Raw genomic sequence first — 23360 nt, 5'->3', positions numbered from 1 at the left:
AACGCAGCATATCGAATTTTTAATTTTAAATAATAATATTTAAAGAGAATTTTATACTCATATGATATAATTATACTTAAAATCCATAATATTTCTAATCTATATACATATTAAAATAAAAAATGGGGGGAATTTTTCTTGAAAAAGGTCTTACTTATGATAGTCTATACCTTACTTCTACTTTTTTTGGGAATCACAGATTATAATTCCTATACTGTAAAGGCTGCAGTTGATTCCTCAACGCTTTCTTTCGAAAATTTCGATGTAAATGATGATTGGATAGTTGACATGAAGGATCTCGCTGAGCTTGGAAAAAGATATAACTGTTCAAGCAAGAGTGAGAATTGGTCTTCTGATTATGACATCAACAAAGATAATATCGTAGATATTTACGATTTAACTTTAATTGCGCGGGCTTTGGGTAAAGAACAGGGAAATACCTTTGGAAACATAAATAATTTTGGCTTAATAGCCAAGAAGGGCACTTACAGATACTATAGTAATCAGAATGATAACGGTTACTTATACAAAATGAATTATAACATTACCTCAATAACCAAGCTTAACTCAGATAATTCTTTATATATAAATGTTATTGGCGATTGGATTTATTATTCTAACTTCTCCGACAATGGATATTTATATAAAATAAAAACTGACGGAAGCGGCAAAGTGCGATTGAATACAGATCTTACAATTTCCACAAATATTTCAAATGGCTATCTTTACTATATTAACAGAACGGATAATAACTCGATTTACAGTATTAATATTGATGGTACTCAGAAAAAGAAATTAACTAAAGATCAAGTTTCATACATCAATGTAGTAGATAACTATATATACTACATTGATGATTCGGACAGCTATTCACTTTATAGGATAAATATAGACGGAACGGATAATAGAAAGATTTGCACCGGTATTATAGAGGAAATCAATATATATAATGGATGGATTTATTACACCAACGGCAATGATAACTATTGTATTTATAGAATGAATTTAGATGGGACAAGCAATACGAAATTAAATTCCCAGGAATCCGCCTTTATTAATGTCTCAAAAGGCAAGATTTATTACGGAATAATGCTGAGCACTATGGTAGAGACAGCTATCACTCTGGATGGAAGGCCGACTTCTTGTTATACCAATAACGGAGGATTCTTTGTTAATGTAGTTGATGATTCGGTTTATTTTATCGATGATGAGTCGCCGGTAATGTATGTGTTAAATCCTGATAACACTCAAATCCCTTTTGGTTCCTATACAATATCGAACGTCCCGGATATTTTCCAAACAGTATTAAAGGGTACTTCTTATGCCCCACCCAAAACAGTATATGCAGTAACAACCGGCTGGAATGGGGGTGCAATAAATGCAGATGTCACCTGGAATTCATCTACAGTGGACACATCTACTCCAGGTACCTATACCTTGTATGGAACAGTTGAAGGCTATCCTGGAAAAGCCAAATTAACAGTAACGGTTTACTCAGGCATCAGCGTTAGTGACTTAAATAAGACTAGAAATAAAGGACAGCAATTATCACTGCCCAATGAAGTTCCGGCAGTTTTTAGTGACGGAACAACAAAAAACTTACCTGTTCATTGGCTTGGTCAACTTAGTACCGATACAGTAGGAAACTATTCAATTGAAGGTATTGTCGATGGTTATGATAAACGTATCAAATTAAATCTGACGGTTGTTCAGAATGACAATACCCCAAGCGGCCAGGTTATTGCTCAAATAGGTGATTGGGTTTATTATCTTAATATATGGGATAATAACTACTTGTATAGGATTAAAACTGATGGTACTGGTAAGACACGATTATTAGCAGAAGGCTTCTATACTTCAATTAATGTAAAAGATAGTTATATATATTTTGCAGAACTTAATAGTGGTTCTATATATAGAATGAATTTAGATGGAACCAACAAAGTTAAAATGTGCGATGGGACTACATGGAATATGCAATTAGATGGTTCTTACCTCTATTTTTCTAATTCAAATGATGAACGATTATACAAAGTCAATGTTTTAACTAATATAAAAACAATGGTTATTGATCAGCCTATACGACAATACCGCGTATCTGGAGATTGGGTTTATTTTGACAATGAATATTTTACTTATGGCCTGTATAAAGTCAAAACTGATGGTACCGCATTACAATTGCTAAGAAAAGATTATCTGAACGTTAATCATACAATTCTAGTAGTTAACACTGCAGTTTATTACACAAGTGATTCTGGCAGTGGTGCACTTTGCAAGATTAATATCGATGGTACCGGATATACCGTCTTGGAAAACGGCATAGGTGGCAAAATATTTACTGATAATTATTATATATATTTATCTAATAATAAAATTTCACTGGATGGAACCAAGGTTATACATTTTACAACCTTTGATGGCCAAATAAAAAACGTTATAGGTGGTTGGATCTATTTTGAAAACCCTGCAGAGGATAATTTGCTTTACAAAGTAAGAACCGACGGCACTGATGTTCAGATAGTTTCTTAATTTCCAAGACATCGCCAACTCATCTATAATGCCAAATTGGGCTGCAGACAGATTTGTTTTTACATAATCTATCTGCAGCCTCTTCTTTGCTGCAATCAATTAAAAAAATATTTTAAGATTGTATCCAAAGCCATCACTTGAACAAAAACCTCCGTTATTTATGATACGGTTCCCTTTAGTAATTTTAAACTTCCTTACAAAATATAATATAATTTTTAGTAGATTTATTTTAAGTCGATAAGAACTGCTAATAAATACTAGTGTGACTATACAAAGATAACTATATTTTAATCAGGCTTTCAAATTGCTTATATCTTTCATAATCTGATTCCTTACATTCCATGGATATCAGCACTCCATCACTATTATACTCAGTTGATTTGATATTGGCATTATCCTTAAGGTATGACAATATATTTCCTTTTTCATATGGGATTAGCAGCTGGCAGAAAACGTGCTGTAGGAAATCCCTCTTGGAAATTTCATTTACTAGCTCATCTATTCCTGCTTTATTTTTAGCAGAAATATATATACAGTCTTTCTCATCTTTTGTGATTTCACCCTCTACTAAATCTGTCTTATTATAAGCATAAATAATAGGTATAGTATCTGCACCTAACTCTTTTAGTGTATCCTTTGTAACTTCAATGTGTTGTTTGTAATTAGGATTTGAATAGTCAACTACATGAACCAGCATATCAGCTTCAGTAATTTCCTCTAAAGTTGAGCGGAATGCATCTACAAGCTGGTGAGGTAGCTTACTGATAAACCCTACTGTATCACTTAACAGGAAGGATTTATTATTGGGCAGCTTAATGTTTCTTACATAAGTTTCTAATGTAGCGAATAACATATCCTTTTCAAATACCTTCTTATCAATTGAAGAACCGTACAAGTCTATCAAGGAATTCATAATGCTTGACTTACCTGCGTTTGTATATCCTACCAAAGCAACTGCCGGTATTCCTGATTTTTTGCGCTGTTTTCTTTGATTCTGACGTTGAATTACAAGTGTTTCCAGTTCTGCTTGCAGCCCACTGATTTTATCCTTAATCTTTCTGTGATCAAGTTCAAGTTTTGTTTCTCCTGAACCTCTGCTTATAAATCTTACACTTCCTTCCTGCCGACTTAATGATCCTCCAAGTCCAGTTACTCTCGGCAGAACATATTGTAATTTTGCTATTTCTACCTGCAGCTGTGCTTCTTTGCTTTTAGCTCTCTTAGCCAAAATGTCCAAAATCAGAGTCGTTCTATCTATTACCTTGCATTTTAAAGCTGTATCCAAATTGCGAATTTGTGAAGGAGACAACTCATCATTAAAAATAACCACGTTCACATCTTTCTCATGAATTAATGTAAACAATTCTTGGATTTTTCCCTTACCTAGATAATGAGAGAAATACACTCGTTCTAACTTTTGAGTAATTTCACCAACTACCTCAATATCACATGCATCAGCTAGGCTAGACAGCTCCTTCATCATATTAAAAAATTCTTTATCATTCTTGAGATTACAGCCTACAATTATTGCTCTTTGTTCTTGTTCCATACAACTTACGACCTCCATTGCATTCCACTTTATACAAATAAAAAGGGTAGTCCTGTCACTACCCCTTTTAACATACTCTCATTCATAAGGCTAAAGCTCAAAAATCTTTGTTTCAATATTTTTGCAAAATTCGCTGTCATGTTCCACAAACAGTAAGGTTGGTGAATATTTAAGCAGTAACTCTTCTATCTGCATACGAGAGATAATATCAATAAAATTAAGTGGTTCATCCCAGATATGCAAATGAGCTTTCTCACAAAGACTTTTTGCAATGAGTACTTTTTTCTTTTGGCCACCGCTAAAAGATGACATATCCTTTTCAAATTGAGTTCTTGAAAAATCAAGCTGCCTTAAAATAGTTTTAAAAAGACTTTCGTCAATATTGCTTTCTAAAGCGTAGTCAGTTAAGCTCCCCTTAAGCTGAGATGTATCCTGGGACACATAGGATATTTTAAGCTGACTTCCTTTATTGAAATTACCTGTGTAGTTTATATCTTCACCACAAATAAGCTTGATAAGGCTTGATTTTCCTGAGCCATTTTTACCTTTAAGTGCAATTCGCTCACCTTTCTCAATACTAAAGCTAACATCTTTACAGACCATGGTGTCACCGTAAAAAATCGAAACATTCTCAAGTTCCACAAGTTTGTTTTTATGATAAACAAGTTGGGACATCTTCAGGCTGTCGGAGCTTTCGATATTTTTGAGAAGCTTAGACTTTTCTTCAATAGCAACTTGCTGTCTGCTTTCAATTGACTTAGAGCGTTTCATCATCTTAGCAGCTTTATGTCCAACATAACCTTTATCCAGCTTAGAGCCAGAGTTTGTTGTTCCTTTTTTTGATTTTTCTACTTCATTGGACCAATTACTTGTTCGTTTAGCAGACTCTGATAAGCGATTAATATCTTTTCTAAGCTTCTCATTTTCTGCAAGCTCAAAGTTATCCTGCCTTTGCTTATTTTCCCACCAGTTAGAAAAATCACCTTTTTGTATTTCTATATTTGTCTTATTTATTGAAAGAACATGATCAATACAATTATCCAGAAAGTACCTATCGTGTGAGATAAGAATAAATCCTTTCTTTTTTCTAAGGTAATTACTTAGTTTTTTTCTAGCTTCAGCATCTAAATGATTGGTAGGTTCATCAATAAGTAAGAAGGAGTTCTCCTTCAAAAACATAGCAGCAAGCAATACTTTGGTCTTTTCTCCTTTTGATAGTGTATAAAACTGTCTGTATAAAGCATCATCGTCTATATCTAAAAGTGATAATTCTTTCATTATCTCCCAACCCATTGAATTTGGACTGATTTCTCTTATGATATCTATAGTAAAATTTTCTTCTTCCTTCACCTCATAAGGAAAATATTCAAAGGTTACATTCGCTGAAATATTTCCAGTGTACTCATATTTACCAAGTAAAAGATTCAGAAATGTAGTTTTTCCTCGTCCATTTCTTCCGGTAAAGCCCAATTTCCAATCGGTATCAATTTGAAAGCTTACATTTTCAAAAATATTATCATAACTGCCTTCATAAGAGAAGGTCAGGTTTGTTACATTTATTAAAGACATATTTTTATCCTCCTTTGTAATTAAAAGTATAAATAACAAAGTCGGAATCTTAGGCGACTGGTATTACTTCATATAAATGTCGCCCGAAATATCCGGCTCTATATGAAGATTATCATGCGTTAGCGAAGTATCTTTATTATCCATGTATAATCCCTCCTAATTATTGTCATGACTTGTAAAAAATAAGAGCTGCAAGAAATTATTATTCTTGCAGCTCACAAATACAGCAAAGGCAAACCCCTATTAGAGGCATGACGAGTATATATTTTCTGAGCGAAAAAACAATTAATTTCTTGCATAGGCACAACAAAAAAGTGGTATTGTACGACCCCACAACTTTATTATGCTTTGTAAAACTAGCAAGAAAATTTAATCATTTTTCCAACTCCAATCATCATATTTGCTCAGATTATATCACACTTACTTTCATATTGCAACAAACAGTTCAAGGTAATCTATGGCATAATAAGAACAATCCTTATGTATCCTAAGTTTTAAACACTGACTAATATTGTATTCAACATAAGAATAAACAAGGCCCCACTTTATCATGGTAAGTCCTATTTTATAATGCTTATACAAAAAAGTCTACGTCATTTATGATAAGGTTCACTATATCATATTCTAAAATTTTCTCACATCTAGCCATTCTTCTATCTTCATCCTAGCTTCGCATTATTAGCCTAACAAGTATATGGATGATAGGAAGCTTATTTTTTAATACTCTATCCTTATAGTTCATTAATCTAATATTTCTTTATAATTTTCAAGATATCATCACCATACTTATTTGCCTTTATTTCACCAAATCCCACAACTCTCTGTAGTTCTTCCTTGTTTCTAGGCATTTTTGCAATTAAATCCTTTAACTGATTATCATTATAAATGAAATACGGTTTTATTTTTTCTTCACGACTCTTATCTAAACGATATGCCTTTAATTCTTTAAAAATATTCGTTTCTTCAACTGGAACCTCGTCTACTCTTATTGTGATTCTCTCTTCTACTGGAGCTGGTACTTCTTCGTCTACCTTCTGTGGCGTTACTATATCAATTTTATACTGCTCATATTTTCCAGTATAATCTTTCTCAACATCCCTATGTAAATCCAAGTATGATTGAGCCCAAGTTAACATTTTATCTTCAGAATCAGCTGCTACTTTGGAATTTGCGTACATTTCCTTAATATATTGAATCAACTGATCAGCACGGATAACTTTCTCTTTTACTTCTTTCTTTGCATACTTTGCATTAAGTACAGTCTTAGGATTAGCCAAAACTACTACTGATTTATTAAAATCTTCAAAGTATCTTCCAGCCATATATTTCATCAATATATTATTATTTTTGTCATTCTTAATTTTCTTCATTAATTCCAAATGTCGTTGATTCTGTGTAATAGGAGAATAAATTCCCTCTTTCCTCCTTCTGCCACCAAATTCTATGGTGCGAATAAAGTCACCAGAATTATTTATTTCAATATCTCCATAAAGATTTTTACATTCGATAACGAAGCAAATCTTCTTTGTAAACACAAGATAATCTATTTGGGCGCTCAAATCCCCATCCTCAAGATAGATATCATGCAAAATACACATAGGCATATGACTATTTTTTAATTCAAATTCAATATTCTTTTCTCCTGCAATTCCATATTCAAGGCGTTTTATATCTTGTTTTATTATATTTTGCCCTTCTGCATTAAGTAAGGATTCTAATGCTTTAAGCTTGTCTAATTGTACTTCTGCATCGCTGCTTTCCTTAAGAAAAACCGGTTCTTTCATTCTATTAAATAATCCCATTTTATTGCTCACCTCATGTATGATATAAGCAGATTATACCATATTTTGCAAACATTTTACATATTATCTGAATTCCTTAACCTCTTCCTGAAGCTTTGCTTCCAGTAATTCATAATGCTCCTCTTTATCATCAAGTCTTATTTCATATTTATTACTTTTAGCTTCTATTAAAAAAGCCAGCCTTAGCACTACCGCTAAAACTGGCTCCTTTAAAGTATATTTAATATAAAGTTACTAATTACCTTAAATTACTTGAAACTAATGTGATGTGCTGATTTTCTAAGACTATCATTTTATAGTCAAAATTCTTTTTTAATTTCATCCATTTTATAATCATAATATATCCACCTCCGGATTCATTTTTATTTATATAAGCCAAATTCCTTATAGAAAAACTCAAAGCATTTTCTTAGCACTTCTTTATTTAAAGTATAATAGGCTTTATGATCCTTTTTTTCTATTTGCACTAGCTTGGAAAACTGCAAATAGCTCATATGATAACATATAGTAGCATTTGTTAATTTAAACCGTTCAGCCAGCTCTAGCCCATAGCTCTGCCTTTGAGATAGAAGCTTTAAAATACCATATCTAGTTTTATCACTTAAGTTTTTTAAGATTAAAAGATTATTTTCTATATCCGTATTACCACAAATTTTATTAATTAACTCTTCACATCTTATTCCTGTTAGCAAGTATCTTGATTTTTCTACGGTACTGGAAATAATGCTATAACAGTTATAAAACATGAAGGATACTGAAATTTCATCTATTCCTTCTTCCGTATCTACTGCATCTCTAAGTAATTCATTAATAAATCCCATGCCTTTTTCTTCTATTTTATCTTTATAATACTGCGCCTCTTTCTCTGCATATCTGCTATATTTTTTGGTGACTTTGCTGTAAATAGGAAGGTACTCATTTATAAGCACAGTAAATTCTTCTAAATAAATTTTAATATCTTGTGTAAACAAAAATAAATTCCACTTTCCTTCAGCACTGATGTTTAATTCCTTTATAAACATTATAAAACTTTCATTAGAAAAAGTTATTTGTTGAATTTCTTCTTCTGGTAGTGCCATACCATATGTAAGTTCTTTCACAAGGTTATATTTTATTTCATCCTCACCCTTATTTCTTATGAGATCTAAAACCTCAGTTAAATTCTTATTCCATAATTCTTTAATCTGAAGCAAGGAAGAAAAAATCTTTGTCTCATCCTTAAAGAAAAATCTAATTTTCTCCAGGTTCATGTTAGGGCTTTCTTTTAATTCTTCTATAGCCCTTTCTACCTTTTCATTCTGTTTTATTTGATATTTACTAAACGCTTCATCATCACCATCTTCGGCTATGAATTCTAAACTTGTAAATATATCTACTATATGTCCCATCTGCTCATCAAAGGTTATTCTCATATTACCCTCCTAATTTTCATCTATTTTTAAATTAGATATCTCTCTAATTCATATATATGCTGCTTTTAAAAATTGTGAACTAAATTAGATAAATTTCTAATCTTAATTCAAATATTTTTCTAATTCAAAAAATAAAAAAAGCCTTGGAAATATTATTAAAATATCTCCAAGTCTTCGCCTACGCAATCTTCATTTTCACCAATATATTTAAATACAGCCCATTAAGTAGGTTTTACCTCAACTTCAACCTGCTCCAAAAACATCTCTAATACGTCTATCTATTCAGCATCAAAATCAATAAAGTAATTTCCTTTTGGTGTATGTATCGTTAGGGTTGCTAAATTAATATTGTCCTCTAAAATATCCACTCTGTACTCGAACATGCTATCATCATTTTGCTTCTTCATGAATAAGTAACTTCCTTCTTCTTGATCCTCGGCCTCATCACTTATTTCAGCGTAGATTTCTTCGCCACTGACTTCTCCAGGATATCCTGACTTTCTTATTTTTTCCTCTATAGCTTTATAAAACTTTTCCATCTTTTTACTCTCTTTCTTTTTTTACATACCTATTTTTCTTCATATTTTAATTATTCAATTAGATTATTATACCTTCAAAATGATCCATTTCATGTTGAATTATTTGTGCTGTAAATCCAGTAAACACTTGCTTTTGCTTCTTAAAATTTCTATCAAGATACTCCACTTCTATCTTTTCATATCTCTTTGTTTTTCTAAAGCCAATTAAAGATAAACAACTCTCTTCAGTTTCATAAATCCTTTCTTTATTTAATACAACTGGATTTATCATAGGTACAATAAGGTTGCCTACTGCAAATACTAATATACGCTTTTTTACTCCAATCATATTACCAGCCAATCCAACACACATTTCAAGGTTTGCTCTTAATGTATCTATTAAATCATCAATTACTGCTATATCATCTTTAGTTGCCTCTTCTGATTTTTGTCCTAAAAATAATATATCTTTTATAATTGGTTTTATCATAATTTATCTTTAGTGAGAGATTGTATTATAAGTACCAAACCCTCACCAAAACTCACTTCCTTTCGTTCTATGCCTTTTTCTGTGTATAACTTTGTTTATAATTCGTCATATATGAACATTGTGACTCAACTCAATCATTAAAAAATTTTGTTCTTTCAATGTTTAATTATTACTTTTAATTTTCGTAGAATATATTTAGTAAAATTTTTTACTATGTTTTCATCAATTTGGTTTAAAACTTCGTTTTTTAAAAGCAATGATAAGATTAGTAATCCAATAAAAATATTAATGTATACATCTTTTAAGTCAAATGTAAAAAAACCATTTACTAAGATGTAATCTAAACTACCATTCCAAAAAATCTTGTCAATTAATGAACATATAGCAGCAGAAAAAATAAAAGCATACATGATATCAATAATTTTGTTATTTCCAAATTGTTTATTTAGATATTTATAAAATAGATATATTAATATACTCATAATAGCTACTACTGAAATATGTATCCATTTACTGATACCTAATTGTAACATAGAATTAAGCCATGAATAATCCCTATTAAACCTAGGCTCAAAGTATAGTATAGGAGACAATATAGGAGATTTTTTGTCAAGAAAATTGTTGTAAATTACTATTTTAATAACCTGCTCTATTGATACTAAAAAAAGTACCGCTAAACATGCCATTTTATTTTGAATTTTCATATTTACTCTCCACCACCTAATATTAAGTAATCTCTGTATAAAACTACCAATGTGACGTTTTATAAGAAAGTTGTGTAGTAGTTTGGTACTAAAAATGCTTATACTGTGTGCAATCCATCAATCCATTTTAATTTCCTCAAACAATTCGTCAATGTATTTGTATTGTTCCCATGTTGTGAATGTTCCCTCGTCAATCATACGGTTAATTTCATCACGGCTTGCCCACATTGCATTGCAGGTTTCATCAGGAGCAAAAATTACGGTTGATATGTCTACATTTTGCCGAAATAACCAAACATCAGCCAACCCCCGACATTCAACATCGCTACACGGTAAGAGATGTTGAATCATTCGTCCGTTCTGCGGCTCAAGAATAATACCTAATTCTTCTTTTGCTTCTTTCAATGCCGTAGCCAAGCTATCATCTCCCGCAACCGCATTTCCGCCCGTGCATTCCCACATATTGGGGAACGTCTTGTTCGGGGACCTTTTCGATATAAGGTATTCACCGTTGTCGTTCTCAATCCAAACATAAACCTCAAGGTGAAATTCGCCTTTGTTCATGGGCTTGCCACGCTGGTGAACACGTCCTGTTACATTACCGTTTTTATCTAATATATCCCAAAATTCAACCAAGTTTATTCCTCCATACTTCATCAGGTTCTCAATCTTTTAAAGGAAAAAATGTTTCTTGCCCCTATTTCTGGATGCCTGCTGAGAAAAATAATAAACCAACTTGTTAATATGATACCTTTCATTATACTGCTGAGACTTATGCTCCACCAAACTCCGGACAAACCTAATTCTGCTGATAATAGTATTGCACCTGGAATTCTCAAGGCATTAAAAACAATACCATTTAGAGAAGGCGGTACTGTTCTTCCAAGTCCATTAAAGGCTCCTGCAGTGGTTATTTCAATACACATAAAAAATTGCGAAACCCCAAGTATTCTAAGATATACTATTCCTTCTTTTACAACATCCTTCTCGCGTATAAAAATCGAGAAAATTGGTCCTGGCAAGAATATTAAGAGACTTGACGTTATTAATCCTATAACAGAAATAATGCCTATGGCTGTAAAATATCCCTTATAAATTCTATCCCACTTTTTCGCACCTAAGTTTTGACCGACAAAAGCTGCTAAAGCTGTTTGAAAGCCTCCAGCGGTCATCCAGGATATGGACTCTATTTGTGAACCCACACTTTGCACAGCAATAGGGGTAGGCCCCCAATTCGAAAGTATTCTTGCAATTATCATAGCTATTAACGTAAAGGCTCCACTCTGTAGTGATACAGGCAACCCAAATCTCACTATCTTACTCATATGTTTCCAGTCAGGTTTATGTAGAAAATGAATTCCCTTAAAGTAATTAGTTCTTTTCTTTATAACAAAAATATATGTTGTTGCTGTAAAAAACTGAGCAAATATGGTTGCGATAGCTGCTCCGGAAACCTCTAGCCTTGGGAAAGGCCCAATTCCTAATATCAAAAAAGGGTCCAGAACGATATTTATTGCCAGCCCTATAGTGCTAATTATGAAAGGTGTCCTGCTGTCCCCATGTCCATTGAAGATAGCTGTAAGAACTGGAGATAAAAAGAAAAAAACCATACCCAGTGATATTATGCCTAGAAAACTTGATGCATTGTTTATAATATCTTCGCTCTTAAGATTAAAAAAGCCTATAAACTGTCTTCTAAATATGAATATAGAAACACCATAGAGCAGTGCTAAAATCACAGTAAGCTGCACTGAATGTCTTATATAGCTTTTAGTTTCCTCTGCATCCTTCTTTCCTACTGATTGTGCTATTCCAACTGCAGCACCTATTTGCGGAATGGTTATGAAAGCAGAGGCAAACCAGGTAAAAAATCCTGCAGTTCCAACAGCTGTAACAGCTCTTGAGCCTATAGCTCCAACCCATAGCATGTCCGCCAAATTATAGGCCATTTGTATAAATGATGTTCCCATAATAGGCAGTGCTAAAATAATCAATTTCTTAAAAATTTTGCCCTCTGTCAAATTCGTATCCAAATTTTATATCTCCCTTAAGTACACTAAAAATAAATTCAGCTTAAAAATGCTTATTCAATTATAGCATATTTAATAATATATACCTATTTCTTCTTATCTCCAGCACAGTTAAGCAGTTATACCATCTTTAAATCCACTTCTTCCATAACATTACCAACAAATTCAAAAACAGAATCTGTATACCTTTGTAATTCAAAATCCATTGTATTTAAATCTTTACCTAAAAAGCTACTAAAATATGGATACTTAGCCAAATCTTCGTCAACAGCTCCTACATGTTTTATTTTGTTATTTAGTACTCTGCATTCATCAATATTGGAATATCCCTTACATGCTTTTACATCAATACCTATTTTACTAAAGCTAGTAACAGTATTTCTCCATACATGTGATCCGCCTGCTGATGAACCTTTTATGTTTTTTTCTCCAATGGCCAGTGTTTTTCCAAGGTATTGTTCCACCATAGCCCATAAAAGTATTATATAATTATTCTTTAGAAAAGCAGCGGATGAATCTATTTCTGACTCCCTATCTCTTAGTCCAGTGAGGGCCATTGATAAGCGATAGTTATACATTTCAGCTTCTTCATCATCCATATTCTTTAAATCTATTTTTTCACGTTTTGCCCTAAACTCTTCATATGCCACATCGATTTCTTTATATAAAGTCTTCAATCTATCAGCAACAATTTGGTGGTATGTAACCACATCGCAATAATTCCAAAGAAATGTAGAATGTAAACCTATTAGCTCATAATTTTTATTAGGCCTATATATTTCCGCTCCTTCACCTGGCAACTGCTGCGCTCTTGAAAGTACATTATTTATATTAACCATTAACATGTTCCCCTTCCATTCAAAATATAATATACTATGAGTTTTGTCGTTTATGCTAAATTCTTGAGTTTTACGGAAAATAATAAACAGATATTCTCTGTCTATTGTAAGCTAAAAAAACTTCATCTACAATTATAAAATAATTTTTGACAAACTAAATCCGATAGGATATTCTTTGTGAGATCCTACCGGATTTTATTTTTATCCATTTCTAGATAATCAATACGTACATACCTCAGCTGACTCTATGCAAGTTAAATCATTTACAAGCTTATTTCCTAAAAGTTGTATGCTATCTAGATATTCTAATAATAGAGGATTATTATCTAAAATATAATATGAGCGCGGAGGTCTAAAATCTGTAAATTGCTCCTTTATCCTTTTTAGAGTTACAGGAGCAATTTCTTGAAATTCCAATATTGGTATGGCATATCTTTTTCCTTCCGTTTTAAACTCCTTTAGCCTCTTCATTGCTTCCTCATCATCACTAAATTCTTTTTCCCAACTCTCTAATTCGATACGTTTACCAAACTTAATTCTTGCAACTACCTTTTGCACAGGCGCACTTAAATATAGATATGCATAACATTCTTCATTGCAAAACCTACTTCTATATTCATATCGCTTTACTCCCTTTGTAATGGGTTCATAGAAAGGTTCTGGGGTAAAACTTAAGAAAATTGTTTTCATTTTTATTTCTCCTCAAACCTATTCATCATTTTTCCATCCACTTCAACCTGCTCTAAAAACATTTTTAATGGTCTTACCCATATACCTCTTTCACCGTACAGTGCTTGATAAACCACCAATTCCTCTAAGGTTTCAGAGTGTCTTGCTAGGTGCAGCACAAGGTATTCATTACCTTTAAAGTGTTTGTAGATACTGCCTGTCTTTAGTGTTCTTTCAGTTGAATTTATATTGTCCTCGACTTTTTCTTCCATTATGAGTCTCCTGCTTTCTTCGTACAATTTTTGAAATCCTTAAGTTTTAAATAGAAATGAGTATTCCCCATTTCATCACACTTTCCATTATATCAAGCTTTATAACCTATTAACACTTTTTATGTGTTCTGCTTTTACTTCATCTGATAAATTGTATATGTCTTTAATTTACCTCTTAGGTTTAAAAAGCTTGTTACAGACTAAGTAATTTTTCACTTTCTATCCAAAGCTTTTTTGCGGCCGCCATATCATATGATTCATCTGAAGACTTGGCTTCAAACAATCCTTTTTTATCGCCTTCAAAATATTTTCCGTTTATTTCTCCATTTTCCTTTTTTGCTAATTCTACTAGATGCATAGCTCCTTCTTCTGGAGTTTGTGTATCTTTTAGCATATAAACTAATGGTACTAGCATTTTTAAAGGCAGTGGAAAATACTCACCTTGACTTGTACGTGTAAGTCCTGGACATAGGGTGGTTGCTGCAATCCCATAGTCTTTCCATCTTCTGCTAAGCTCGTAGGTAAACAGTATTTTTGCTAGTGTAGCCTGCTTAGCATATTTGCCATAAGAAAAGTGTTTACTTCCTTGTAAATCATCAAAATTAATGGTTCCATTAAAATTGCCTTCAGTCTTTGAAGCTTTATGACCTCGCCCAGAAATTGTAATAACTTTTGAAGAAGCGCCATTTTTAAGCATTTCAAACAGCAGGTTTGTTAGTAAGAAGTGTCCTAGGTAGTTACTAAAAAATAATCCATCAAAGCCATCTATTGTGCTATACTTTTTCATAATCTTGTCTCCAGCACAGTTAAAAAGAATATCCAACTTAGGATATTTATCCTTTAAATTTTCAGAGAGTCTATTAATAGATTCTATAGAGCATAGGTCTGCAGGCATCCAATCCACAGCATTTTTTGAAATACCTTTGATTTCCTCATAAGCCTCTTTTCCTCTAGGCTTATCTCGACTTACCATGATGACCTGAGCCCCCATTTGAGCCATTATTTTTGCCACACCCTTACCAATTCCTGAGCTAGCTCCTGTAACTAGGCATATCTTGTTTTCTAATCCACTCATAATTCTCCCCCTTTTATTAAATAAAATCTTTATATATTTTAGCTTCCCACTATTAGGCACTTATACCATCTTTATATTGAAGTTAATGTTATAATTAAACTATAATGTAATCCATATTTGTAATAATACATGAAAATCACTTATACAATAGGCTTCTAGGAGGGATGAGGATGAATGATATAAAAATAGTTGTATGGCTGTTTCCTATACTTTTTATTTTTCACGATTTTGAAGAGATAATTTTCATGCAATGGTGGATAAGTAAGTATAGACAATATTTATGTGAAAGATTTCCTACATTATCAAAAAGGTTATTACCTCATTTTGATAATATTACAACATCATCTTTCGCATTTGGCGTAGCAGAAGAATTTATTTTGATTAGTATAATTACTGTTGTCTCTTATGTGACAAATTGGTATATCCTATGGGTAGGATTTTTTATTGTATTTACTTTACATTTGGTAATACATTGTTTGCAAGCATTGATAGTAAAAAAATATGTGCCTGCTGTTATTACAAGCATTATTTGTTTGCCTATATGTATTTATATTCTTAAAAATATAGTAAAATTATTTCAGTTAAAAGCTGTTGTCTTGTATTCTATTTTGGCCTTAATAATTATAGTGGTCAATTTAGTCTTTGTTCACAAAGGTATGGATATACTTAGCAAATGGTTATCACAATATGAATAGCAAAGCAAATGAACATAATTTAAAATTTAGTAAAATGTGAATTAAGAGAAGTCCCAAAATGACTTCTCTTGAAAATTATCATATTATCAACACTATAATAAAACATAGCCTATTTATACTCCACACTTTCTAATCAAATTTATGCTTACTCTTTCAGGTGAAGCTTCCAAAGCTCCTCTCTGCATTACTTCCTCTTTTTTCATGTTCAGTTCTCTTGCAATTATTGCCTTCACTCTTTCTCTGCAGAAGTTTCCTTGACATGGTCCCATACCAGCTCTAGTACGTCTCTTTATACCATCCACAGTTTTTACCATTATTCCTCTTCTCATTGAGTCTAAAATCTCTGCTTCAGTAACTTTTTCACATCTGCATATTATATTCTTTGCTGGATCAGCATCATCAATTGTTCCATTAAAAGTTTCATCCTTTTTAATTATTATTGGCTTTCTATAGGAAATAAAGTTTGATTTTTTTACAAGCTTCAAGCCTGCTTCATGAAGTATCTGTAAAACTTTTTCTGCTATAGCTGGTGAAGATGTAAGTCCTGGGGAATCAATACCTGCAGCATTTATAAACCCATTAACCCTGGATTCTCCTATTATAAAATCTCCTGTACTGCTTACAGCCCTTATTCCTGAAAAGGTAGTGAGTGATTTTCTTATGTCAAAAGCTTTTATAGATTTTCGCGCTGCACTAATAACCTGTGTAAGGCTTTCTATAGTTGTTCCTACATCATTCTTATCATAAGTCTCCTCTGCATTGGGTCCAATCATCAAGTTTCCGTGGTATGTGGTTGTAACAAGTACTCCTTTGCCCTTTTCAGTAGGAACTTGAAAGACTACAGTTTTTACTAGATGTCCTTGATCTTTTCCAAGCAGTACATACTGCCCCCTTCTAGGTACAATAGAAAAATCCTTAACTCCAATCATTTCTGCCACCTTATCACTGTATAGGCCTGCAGCATTTATAACATACCTGCTTTGTATATCTTCATTGCTTGTTTTTATATTAAATTTATCATCTTCTTTTTTAATTCCTAAAACTTCGGATTCCAGCTTAAGCTCAACACCATTATCTATAGCATTTTCCACAAGGGCAATTACAAGTTCATAAGGGGAAGCAACCCCTACACTTTTACAATACAGAGCTACCTTTGCCTCACTACTAATATTAGGCTCTATCTCTCTAATTTCTTCTCCATGTAGTATCTCTAAATCTTCACATCCAACCTTTAGTCCATTTTCGTAAAGCTCTCTAATTTTCTTTTCATCCTCTAGAGAAAAACCTAAAACCAAGGCCCCTGTCTCTCTAAAACCAAAGTTAAGTTCCTTATTAAGCTCACTATATAACTTATTTCCTTTTATGCACAATTCTCCTTTTAAAGTATCATGCTTTGCTGCATATCCTCCATGTACAATTCCACTATTAGCCTTTGATGCCCCTAAAGCAACATCTTCCTCTTTCTCAATAAGGCATATACTTAAATCATATTTTGATAACTCTCTGGCAATAGCTGCCCCAACAACTCCAGCACCTATAATACAAACATCATACATGAAAATACCCCCTAATTTTTAGTAAAGAATTTAACTCATTCCCTTCTCCTCATTCTATATTATATTTTACCATAGTTTGGCTCTATTTAAAAAAAGCTAGTCTTAGAATTTATACTAAAACTAGCTTTTTAAGAGGGAATATATATAATAAGATAATAGCAATTTTATTGTGAGGTTTCACCTTCTGAAACCTATTCACAAGTTCTCCAATTACTGAAAAAAACTTTCCTTAAAGGTAATGCTTTTTTTATCTAAATCCACCTCTGTTTCAATTCCATATGGAATAACACATCTTGGATATGCATGTCCGAAATTCACATTATAGAGGATGGGTAATTCTTTATTATCAATAACTTTATAAAAAACTTCTTTATATTCATCATAATATTGTTCATCTTGAGGCTTGCCAACAATTATGCCGCTTATTACATCAAAAACGCCTGTGCTTTTTAATGTATTTAACTCTTTTTCAAATATACTTGGCTTTGGTTTTTCTTCACAGGTTTCAAGGAACAATATTTTATCTTTCCATTCATCTAAGGATGGGAAAATACCGTACTTTTCGCATACATCCTTTTCATCTATGTAGCGAGTATTGGTTAATATATGGTATAAGCTCTCCATACAGCCACCTAGCAGTCTTCCTTTAAAGCTTCCACTTCCCTGTAAAACTTCGTAGCCTCTTTTTTCTAGATGACCTATTCTGCTGGTTCCAAGGGAAATTATGGAAAAATCTGTTCTATCCTTATACCATACCTTGCTTGATTCAATACAGCTTTCGCTATCATTATTAAAATACTTCAAGAATTCCCGTTTTGTATATGGCAGCATTTGGTGCTCTAATTCAGCCAAATCACAAATGAAATTAGGTCCGTAAAAAGTAGCCATTCCAAGCTTATAAAACATCAAATGATTAATTGTTGTATCTGAAAACCCTGTAAACAATTTAGGGTTATTATGTACAGCATTAATAAAATCTTGATCCTCTAATAAATACTGCAAGGTTTTATAAGTATCATCTCCGCCAATTGCACATATAATTCCTTTTATAGCTTTATCATAAAAGGCGTCCTTTAAATCCTGTGCCCTGGCTTCAGGGTGACTTTTTAAATATTCTATTCCTTTAAGGGTATTTGGCATGAAGACCGGTTCTAATCCAAACTCCTTAAGTCTCTTACTTCCAAGTTTTAATTCATGCTCGGCAAAAGCTTCACCAAGTATACCGCTTGATAAGCTAACCACTGCAACCTTGTCCCCTTTAGCTAGTACCTTTGGCTTTTTCATATTATCATCCCCATATCAAATATATAATGTTCTGCTTCTTTAGGCCTCTAGTTCCTCTGCTCTCTTCATCCAGTATTCACTTATATTTTCAACTATAGCATTTAAATGCTCCTCTGGTGTTTTGCTTTCCCATTTTTCAAAGTGGCTAAAGGTATAGCCTCCTGCTGAGGTAGTTGGTATTTCATCTTTCTCATAGGGTCCGGATACTCCCGCCAGCCAGCCGTCTTCATCATTATTGCATTTAAAGCGGAATAAATAGTATTCTTCTTCCTCATTATCAAATACATTCATTAACTCAATGTAATCAGGTACTCTTCCAAGCTCTGTTGGATAAATAAGCCAATCCACCATGTTTGATTCTGCAAAGGCATGTTGGGTTCTATATTGCTCAGGAAATATATCTTCTTTTTCTAGCTTTTCAAGATTTATATAAAACCAGTTTCTAACCTCACTGTCTGCTGCAATTTCTAGGGCATCCTCAGGGCTGATTGTTTTTCCAAGTCTTATAAGGGAAACAGCAGCAAACATCTTCAGTCTCATGTCCTTTACTTGCATTATGTTTCTTAGTGCTAAAATAACCTCTGGGCTATTTATATAGCCTGCAAGATCAAAGTAAACTCCTGCCTCATATCTAAGGTCCAAATATTCTCCATTGTTCCAAAAGGATCTACTATCCTGAAGCTCAAAGCTCATTATTCTTTGAGACATTTCTACTATATCCTTAACTATCATGGCCTTTGAATTTTCGATTTGCTCAGCTCTTACAACGCCATTACTAAAGTAAGTTAATAATATCATGTATATATCCACTGTAATGTTTTTATTATCTACAAATTTTAATAACCCAGGAAATAGTATATCTCCATTTCTTGGCTTTTTATTTAAGCTTCCAGAAGGCAGCCTATCCATCTTCTCATAATCCTTTTCCAGCAGCTTAAGATAAGTTATTATTGCCTGTTCACTTTCATACTTTGCAAGAAAATTTAAAGCCGAATTTTTTGCCTTAGCATTAAGCCGATCATATATATCATCTATTTTCAATACGTATTCGCTGTAGGGCCTGTTAGCACATATATCGATTAAATCAGTGGAGATATCCTTCCAATCAAACTTACTCTTGGGATAACTCTTTTTAGCTGCCTCTAATACCTTTATTCCTTCAGCTACGGTAAGGTCCATAGAAGAAAGTACATCTAGTGCATTTTCTCTTTTATCTTCATCAGAGCATTGAAGCCTATCAATAAGCTTATCCACAACATCTTTCTCAGTACTTTTAGCTCTGGTGATAATCTTATCCATAATATCCTTTGCTTTAAAAAAGTCAGTAATTCTCATAATTCTCTCCTTGCCCTTTTACATATATTAAGCTTTACAATAATTAACGCTTTTTATATACTCTTTCTATACTTCTTTCGTATGCATTTATGCAAACTTTAATGAAAAATTGAATTTTATTAAAGTTTTTTAAACATCAAATGGGATTTTTTCCTCTCATATACTTTGAACTGCTAAAATCATCTGATTTTCATTTATAAATATGATAAATAGACAAAAAATAATCACTAGCCTAATAAATAAGCTTGGTGATTATTTAGCTTTACTATTACTAATCGTCCCACCTACTCGTCTAGAAAAGAGTAAGCTGCTCTGCCTCCTGCTTTTCTTCAAAGGCATGCATATACTTAAAAATATCATTAGCCTTGTACACTATTCCATTTTCTCTGCAGGTTCTCTTGAAAATATCCATCAAGGCATCATTGTTATCACTAAGAATTTCATAGCTGTAGCCGTATTTTTTATGATATTTTTCCTTTAAGCCAGGAAAATACTTATCTAGCTTAGCGTAAAAATACTCTCTGTTTCCTTCCCTTAAGGTTAATCCCATATTAAAGCACAAAATTCCATATACCTTGGCTTCAAGGCAGTATTCTAAAATACCTCTAAGATTTTCTTCCGTATCATTTATAAAGGGTAAAATAGGATCCAGCCAAACAATTGTAGGTATTTTATTGTCCCTCATTATCTTTAAAACTTCAAATCGTTCCTTTGTGGTGCTTACATCTGGCTCAATTATTCTGCACAGGTTCTCATCGTAGGTGGTTAGTGTCATCTGTACCACGCACTTAGCCTTTTCATTTATACTTTTAAGCAAATCCAAATCCCGAAGAATGCGATTTGATTTAGTCTGAATGCTGAGACCAAAGCCATATTTATCTATCACCTCAAGTGCTTTTCTTGTGTGCATTAGCTGATTCTCTAGATGGATATAGGGATCAGTCATTGCTCCAGTACCAATCATACACTTTTTTCTCTTTCTCTTAAGAGCTTCCGTAAGCAGTTCCACCGCATTGCTTTTAACCTCTATATCCTCAAAAGCATGATCCATGTTATAGCATTTACTTCTGCTGTCACAATAAATGCAGCCATGAGTACAGCCTCTATATATATTCATGCCGTTACTTGGCGATAGTATTCCTTTAACTTCTTTGTAGTGCATAATAACTAACCTTTCCGTGCCTAGTGACCTTAATGCTTGGCACATTTTATTACTATTCTTGGGCGCAGCAGTGACATTTACTCTATGATCACCTATAAAAATTTCCTATACTGTCCTTGCTTCGTAAAAAACTAAATACTTACTGCCTATTTTATTTCTATCAACACCACAGTTGTAAGCATAGCTCCATTCTAGAAGGATGCTTTCTCCTTCAATTAGCTGTTCTTTAAACATTGACTTTACAACTGGTACATACTTCATAAGCTCTGACAGCTCATCCTCTCTAAGGAAGTGTTCATCACCAATATATCTTAATTCCTCATTTTTATCTTGTATTATAGTTACATCCTTTTTAGAATAGGTTACTAGGTTCCATAGATCTTCTTTCACTGCCTCAATTACTGTTTTATCTATAAATACATTTAAGGTACCGCTCTTTTCAGCAATAAAATAAGGGTAATATATAACCATCCCGCTTTCTTTAAATTGGCTATATAAAGCATCAGCATTTTTCTTTGCTTCTTCGCCATTTATACCAATATATCTAGGAAGATTTATGTCTTTGCCTTGATATACAGCCGTGCGCAGTGTCCACAGCTGCTTTTTATTAAAATTCTGCTGTCCATCATATACTTCCCATTTAATAGTTGGCAGAGTAGAGTTCTTTAATTCGTAAAAGCCCATTAATTTATTCACTAATATATTTCCTTTCAGCTTTTTATCAATTAATTTCAGCGCATGTTTTACCTATATTTTATCATAGTTTGGGTTTATTTAAACAAGTAACATTTTATATAAAAATAGAAAAAAGACTAGCCTCCTACTGCCTTTTCTGCTAAAGTGAAATACTTTCCTTAGCTCTCCTTAAATGCTTGAAACAGGCTATCTTTTATATTACAATTTACTTAGACTGAATTTAGATAGGAGATAACTATGAAAAATAAAAATAGTACTTTGCCAATGGTTGCTGGACTAGGCAGCTCTTTTATATTTGGGCTCAGCTTTTTATTTTCTAAAAAAGCCTTAGCTCATTCAGAGCCTTTGGAGTTAATATCCTTTAGATTTTTAACGGCATTAATAGTTATGTCAGCTTTATTGCTTTTTAAAGTAATTAAAGTGGATTATAAAGGTAAGGATTTAAAAGGTCTGCTGCTGCTTGGATTTATGGAACCCGTTGTATATTTTATTTTCGAAACCTATGGAATTAAATACTCCAGTTCTTCTCAAGCAGGACTTATGATTTCACTAATCCCAATATTCGTAGTAATACTTTCAGCTTATTTTCTTAAAGAAAAGCCTTCAAGACTTCAGCTTGTATTTATATTTCTATCTGTAGCTGGGGTCATGTATATCGGAATAATGGGAAGCTCTGGCTCAGGTGGTGGAAGCCTTCTTGGAATGGCATTGCTTCTAGGAGCTGTACTTTCAGCCGCTGCCTTTACTATTATATCTAGAAAGCTTTCAGGGAAATTTACACCTATAGAACTTACTTATTCTATGATGGTGGAGGGTGCAGTTATATTCACTTTAATGTCCCTAATAAATCACCTAGGCAATGGAACACTTTCCTTGTTCTTTAAACCTCTACAAAACAAAGACTTTATAATTTCAGTAGTATATCTAGGAATTTTATCATCCATAGTAGCTTACTTTTTAATAAACTATACTCTTTCTAAAATAGAGGCATCAAAATCTGCTGTAATTTCTAATATGGCAACTATAGTTTCAATAATAGCTGGAGTTCTAATCTTAAAGGAAAACTTCGCCTATTATCATATTATAGGCTCCATTATGATTCTTGCTGGTGTATGGGGCACAAACTATTTGGACGTGAAAAAAATAAGTAAATAATCATATAGAAAAAACGCAG

Annotated in this window: 22 protein-coding genes; 3 read left to right on the top strand and 19 right to left on the bottom strand. The window is 32.8% G+C overall.

All coding sequences use genetic code 11. The features are described from left to right. Nucleotides 1-138: 138 nt before the first annotated feature. Nucleotides 139-2529 (top strand): DUF5050 domain-containing protein, encoded by a 2391-nt coding sequence (locus bsdE14_RS16035; protein ID WP_264851010.1) that lies wholly within the window; start codon nucleotides 139-141, stop codon nucleotides 2527-2529. A gap of 280 nt (nucleotides 2530-2809) precedes the next feature. Here bsdE14_RS16035 and hflX read toward each other — a convergent pair whose 3' ends face one another. The 14 genes from hflX to bsdE14_RS15965 form a co-directional block, all read right to left on the bottom strand. Then, a complete protein-coding gene (gene hflX / locus bsdE14_RS16030) occupies nucleotides 2810-4078 on the bottom strand; it encodes a GTPase HflX (protein ID WP_264851009.1) in 1269 nt (422 codons plus the stop codon). A 90-nt stretch (nucleotides 4079-4168) separates the two neighbouring features. Further along, complete coding sequence (locus bsdE14_RS16025; RefSeq protein WP_264851008.1) at nucleotides 4169-5647, bottom strand: Lsa family ABC-F type ribosomal protection protein; 1479 nt, start codon at nucleotides 5645-5647, stop codon at nucleotides 4169-4171. 746 nt (nucleotides 5648-6393) lie between these two features. Further along, nucleotides 6394-7449 carry an HRDC domain-containing protein gene (locus bsdE14_RS16020; RefSeq protein WP_264851007.1) on the bottom strand — a complete coding sequence of 352 codons (1056 nt, stop codon included), beginning with the start codon at nucleotides 7447-7449 and terminating at the stop codon, nucleotides 6394-6396. Between the two features lie 63 nt (nucleotides 7450-7512). Beyond that, nucleotides 7513-7638, bottom strand: a complete 126-nt coding sequence (locus bsdE14_RS16015) for a hypothetical protein (protein WP_264851006.1) — start codon at nucleotides 7636-7638, stop codon at nucleotides 7513-7515. A gap of 173 nt (nucleotides 7639-7811) precedes the next feature. Further along, nucleotides 7812-8861: an ArsR/SmtB family transcription factor gene (locus bsdE14_RS16010; protein ID WP_264851005.1), complete on the bottom strand. Its 1050-nt coding sequence runs from the start codon at nucleotides 8859-8861 to the stop codon at nucleotides 7812-7814. 278 nt (nucleotides 8862-9139) lie between these two features. Next, complete coding sequence (locus tag bsdE14_RS16005) at nucleotides 9140-9400, bottom strand: hypothetical protein (RefSeq protein ID WP_264851004.1); 261 nt, start codon at nucleotides 9398-9400, stop codon at nucleotides 9140-9142. A 58-nt stretch (nucleotides 9401-9458) separates the two neighbouring features. Beyond that, the gene (locus tag bsdE14_RS16000; protein ID WP_264851003.1) at nucleotides 9459-9869 is read right to left on the bottom strand and encodes a peptide deformylase; all 411 of its coding nucleotides are present in this window, start codon (nucleotides 9867-9869) and stop codon (nucleotides 9459-9461) included. Nucleotides 9870-10024: 155 nt separating this feature from the next. Further along, nucleotides 10025-10573: a signal peptidase II gene (locus bsdE14_RS15995; protein WP_264851002.1), complete on the bottom strand. Its 549-nt coding sequence runs from the start codon at nucleotides 10571-10573 to the stop codon at nucleotides 10025-10027. A 117-nt stretch (nucleotides 10574-10690) separates the two neighbouring features. Next, the gene (locus bsdE14_RS15990) at nucleotides 10691-11209 is read right to left on the bottom strand and encodes an NUDIX hydrolase (protein ID WP_264851001.1); all 519 of its coding nucleotides are present in this window, start codon (nucleotides 11207-11209) and stop codon (nucleotides 10691-10693) included. Nucleotides 11210-11229: 20 nt separating this feature from the next. Beyond that, on the bottom strand, nucleotides 11230-12606 hold the full coding sequence (locus bsdE14_RS15985) for an MATE family efflux transporter (RefSeq protein ID WP_264851000.1): 1377 nt from the start codon (nucleotides 12604-12606) through the stop codon (nucleotides 11230-11232). Nucleotides 12607-12722: 116 nt separating this feature from the next. Then, nucleotides 12723-13442 (bottom strand): hypothetical protein, encoded by a 720-nt coding sequence (locus bsdE14_RS15980; RefSeq protein WP_264850999.1) that lies wholly within the window; start codon nucleotides 13440-13442, stop codon nucleotides 12723-12725. 219 nt (nucleotides 13443-13661) lie between these two features. Further along, on the bottom strand, nucleotides 13662-14132 hold the full coding sequence (locus tag bsdE14_RS15975) for a hypothetical protein (RefSeq protein WP_264850998.1): 471 nt from the start codon (nucleotides 14130-14132) through the stop codon (nucleotides 13662-13664). A 2-nt stretch (nucleotides 14133-14134) separates the two neighbouring features. Beyond that, nucleotides 14135-14383 carry a DUF1653 domain-containing protein gene (locus bsdE14_RS15970; RefSeq protein ID WP_264850997.1) on the bottom strand — a complete coding sequence of 83 codons (249 nt, stop codon included), beginning with the start codon at nucleotides 14381-14383 and terminating at the stop codon, nucleotides 14135-14137. Between the two features lie 193 nt (nucleotides 14384-14576). After that, complete coding sequence (locus bsdE14_RS15965) at nucleotides 14577-15458, bottom strand: SDR family NAD(P)-dependent oxidoreductase (protein WP_264850996.1); 882 nt, start codon at nucleotides 15456-15458, stop codon at nucleotides 14577-14579. A gap of 170 nt (nucleotides 15459-15628) precedes the next feature. On the opposite strand from bsdE14_RS15965, the gene bsdE14_RS15960 reads away from it, so the two are divergent. Continuing rightward, entirely contained in the window at nucleotides 15629-16153 is a 525-nt protein-coding gene (locus tag bsdE14_RS15960) for an HXXEE domain-containing protein (RefSeq protein WP_264850995.1), read from the top strand. Between the two features lie 113 nt (nucleotides 16154-16266). Here bsdE14_RS15960 and bsdE14_RS15955 read toward each other — a convergent pair whose 3' ends face one another. From bsdE14_RS15955 to bsdE14_RS15935, 5 genes are all read right to left on the bottom strand, one after another. After that, nucleotides 16267-17709: an NAD(P)/FAD-dependent oxidoreductase gene (locus tag bsdE14_RS15955; protein ID WP_264850994.1), complete on the bottom strand. Its 1443-nt coding sequence runs from the start codon at nucleotides 17707-17709 to the stop codon at nucleotides 16267-16269. Nucleotides 17710-17919: 210 nt separating this feature from the next. Next, nucleotides 17920-18993: a S66 family peptidase gene (locus tag bsdE14_RS15950; RefSeq protein ID WP_264850993.1), complete on the bottom strand. Its 1074-nt coding sequence runs from the start codon at nucleotides 18991-18993 to the stop codon at nucleotides 17920-17922. Between the two features lie 39 nt (nucleotides 18994-19032). Continuing rightward, nucleotides 19033-20328, bottom strand: coding sequence for a hypothetical protein (locus bsdE14_RS15945; protein ID WP_264850992.1), 1296 nt, complete (start codon nucleotides 20326-20328; stop codon nucleotides 19033-19035). Nucleotides 20329-20620: 292 nt separating this feature from the next. Beyond that, nucleotides 20621-21490 carry an SPL family radical SAM protein gene (locus bsdE14_RS15940; protein ID WP_264850991.1) on the bottom strand — a complete coding sequence of 290 codons (870 nt, stop codon included), beginning with the start codon at nucleotides 21488-21490 and terminating at the stop codon, nucleotides 20621-20623. Nucleotides 21491-21595: 105 nt separating this feature from the next. Continuing rightward, nucleotides 21596-22186, bottom strand: a complete 591-nt coding sequence (locus tag bsdE14_RS15935) for a hypothetical protein (protein ID WP_264850990.1) — start codon at nucleotides 22184-22186, stop codon at nucleotides 21596-21598. A gap of 237 nt (nucleotides 22187-22423) precedes the next feature. Between bsdE14_RS15935 and bsdE14_RS15930 the strand changes: the two genes are divergently transcribed. Beyond that, nucleotides 22424-23341, top strand: a complete 918-nt coding sequence (locus tag bsdE14_RS15930) for a DMT family transporter (RefSeq protein ID WP_264850989.1) — start codon at nucleotides 22424-22426, stop codon at nucleotides 23339-23341. Nucleotides 23342-23360 lie beyond the last annotated feature (19 nt).

The sequence above is a fragment of the Clostridium omnivorum genome, assembly GCF_026012015.1.
Taxonomy (GTDB): domain Bacteria; phylum Bacillota; class Clostridia; order Clostridiales; family Clostridiaceae; genus Clostridium_AX; species Clostridium_AX omnivorum.
This window is presented reverse-complemented; position numbering and strand designations above follow the sequence as displayed.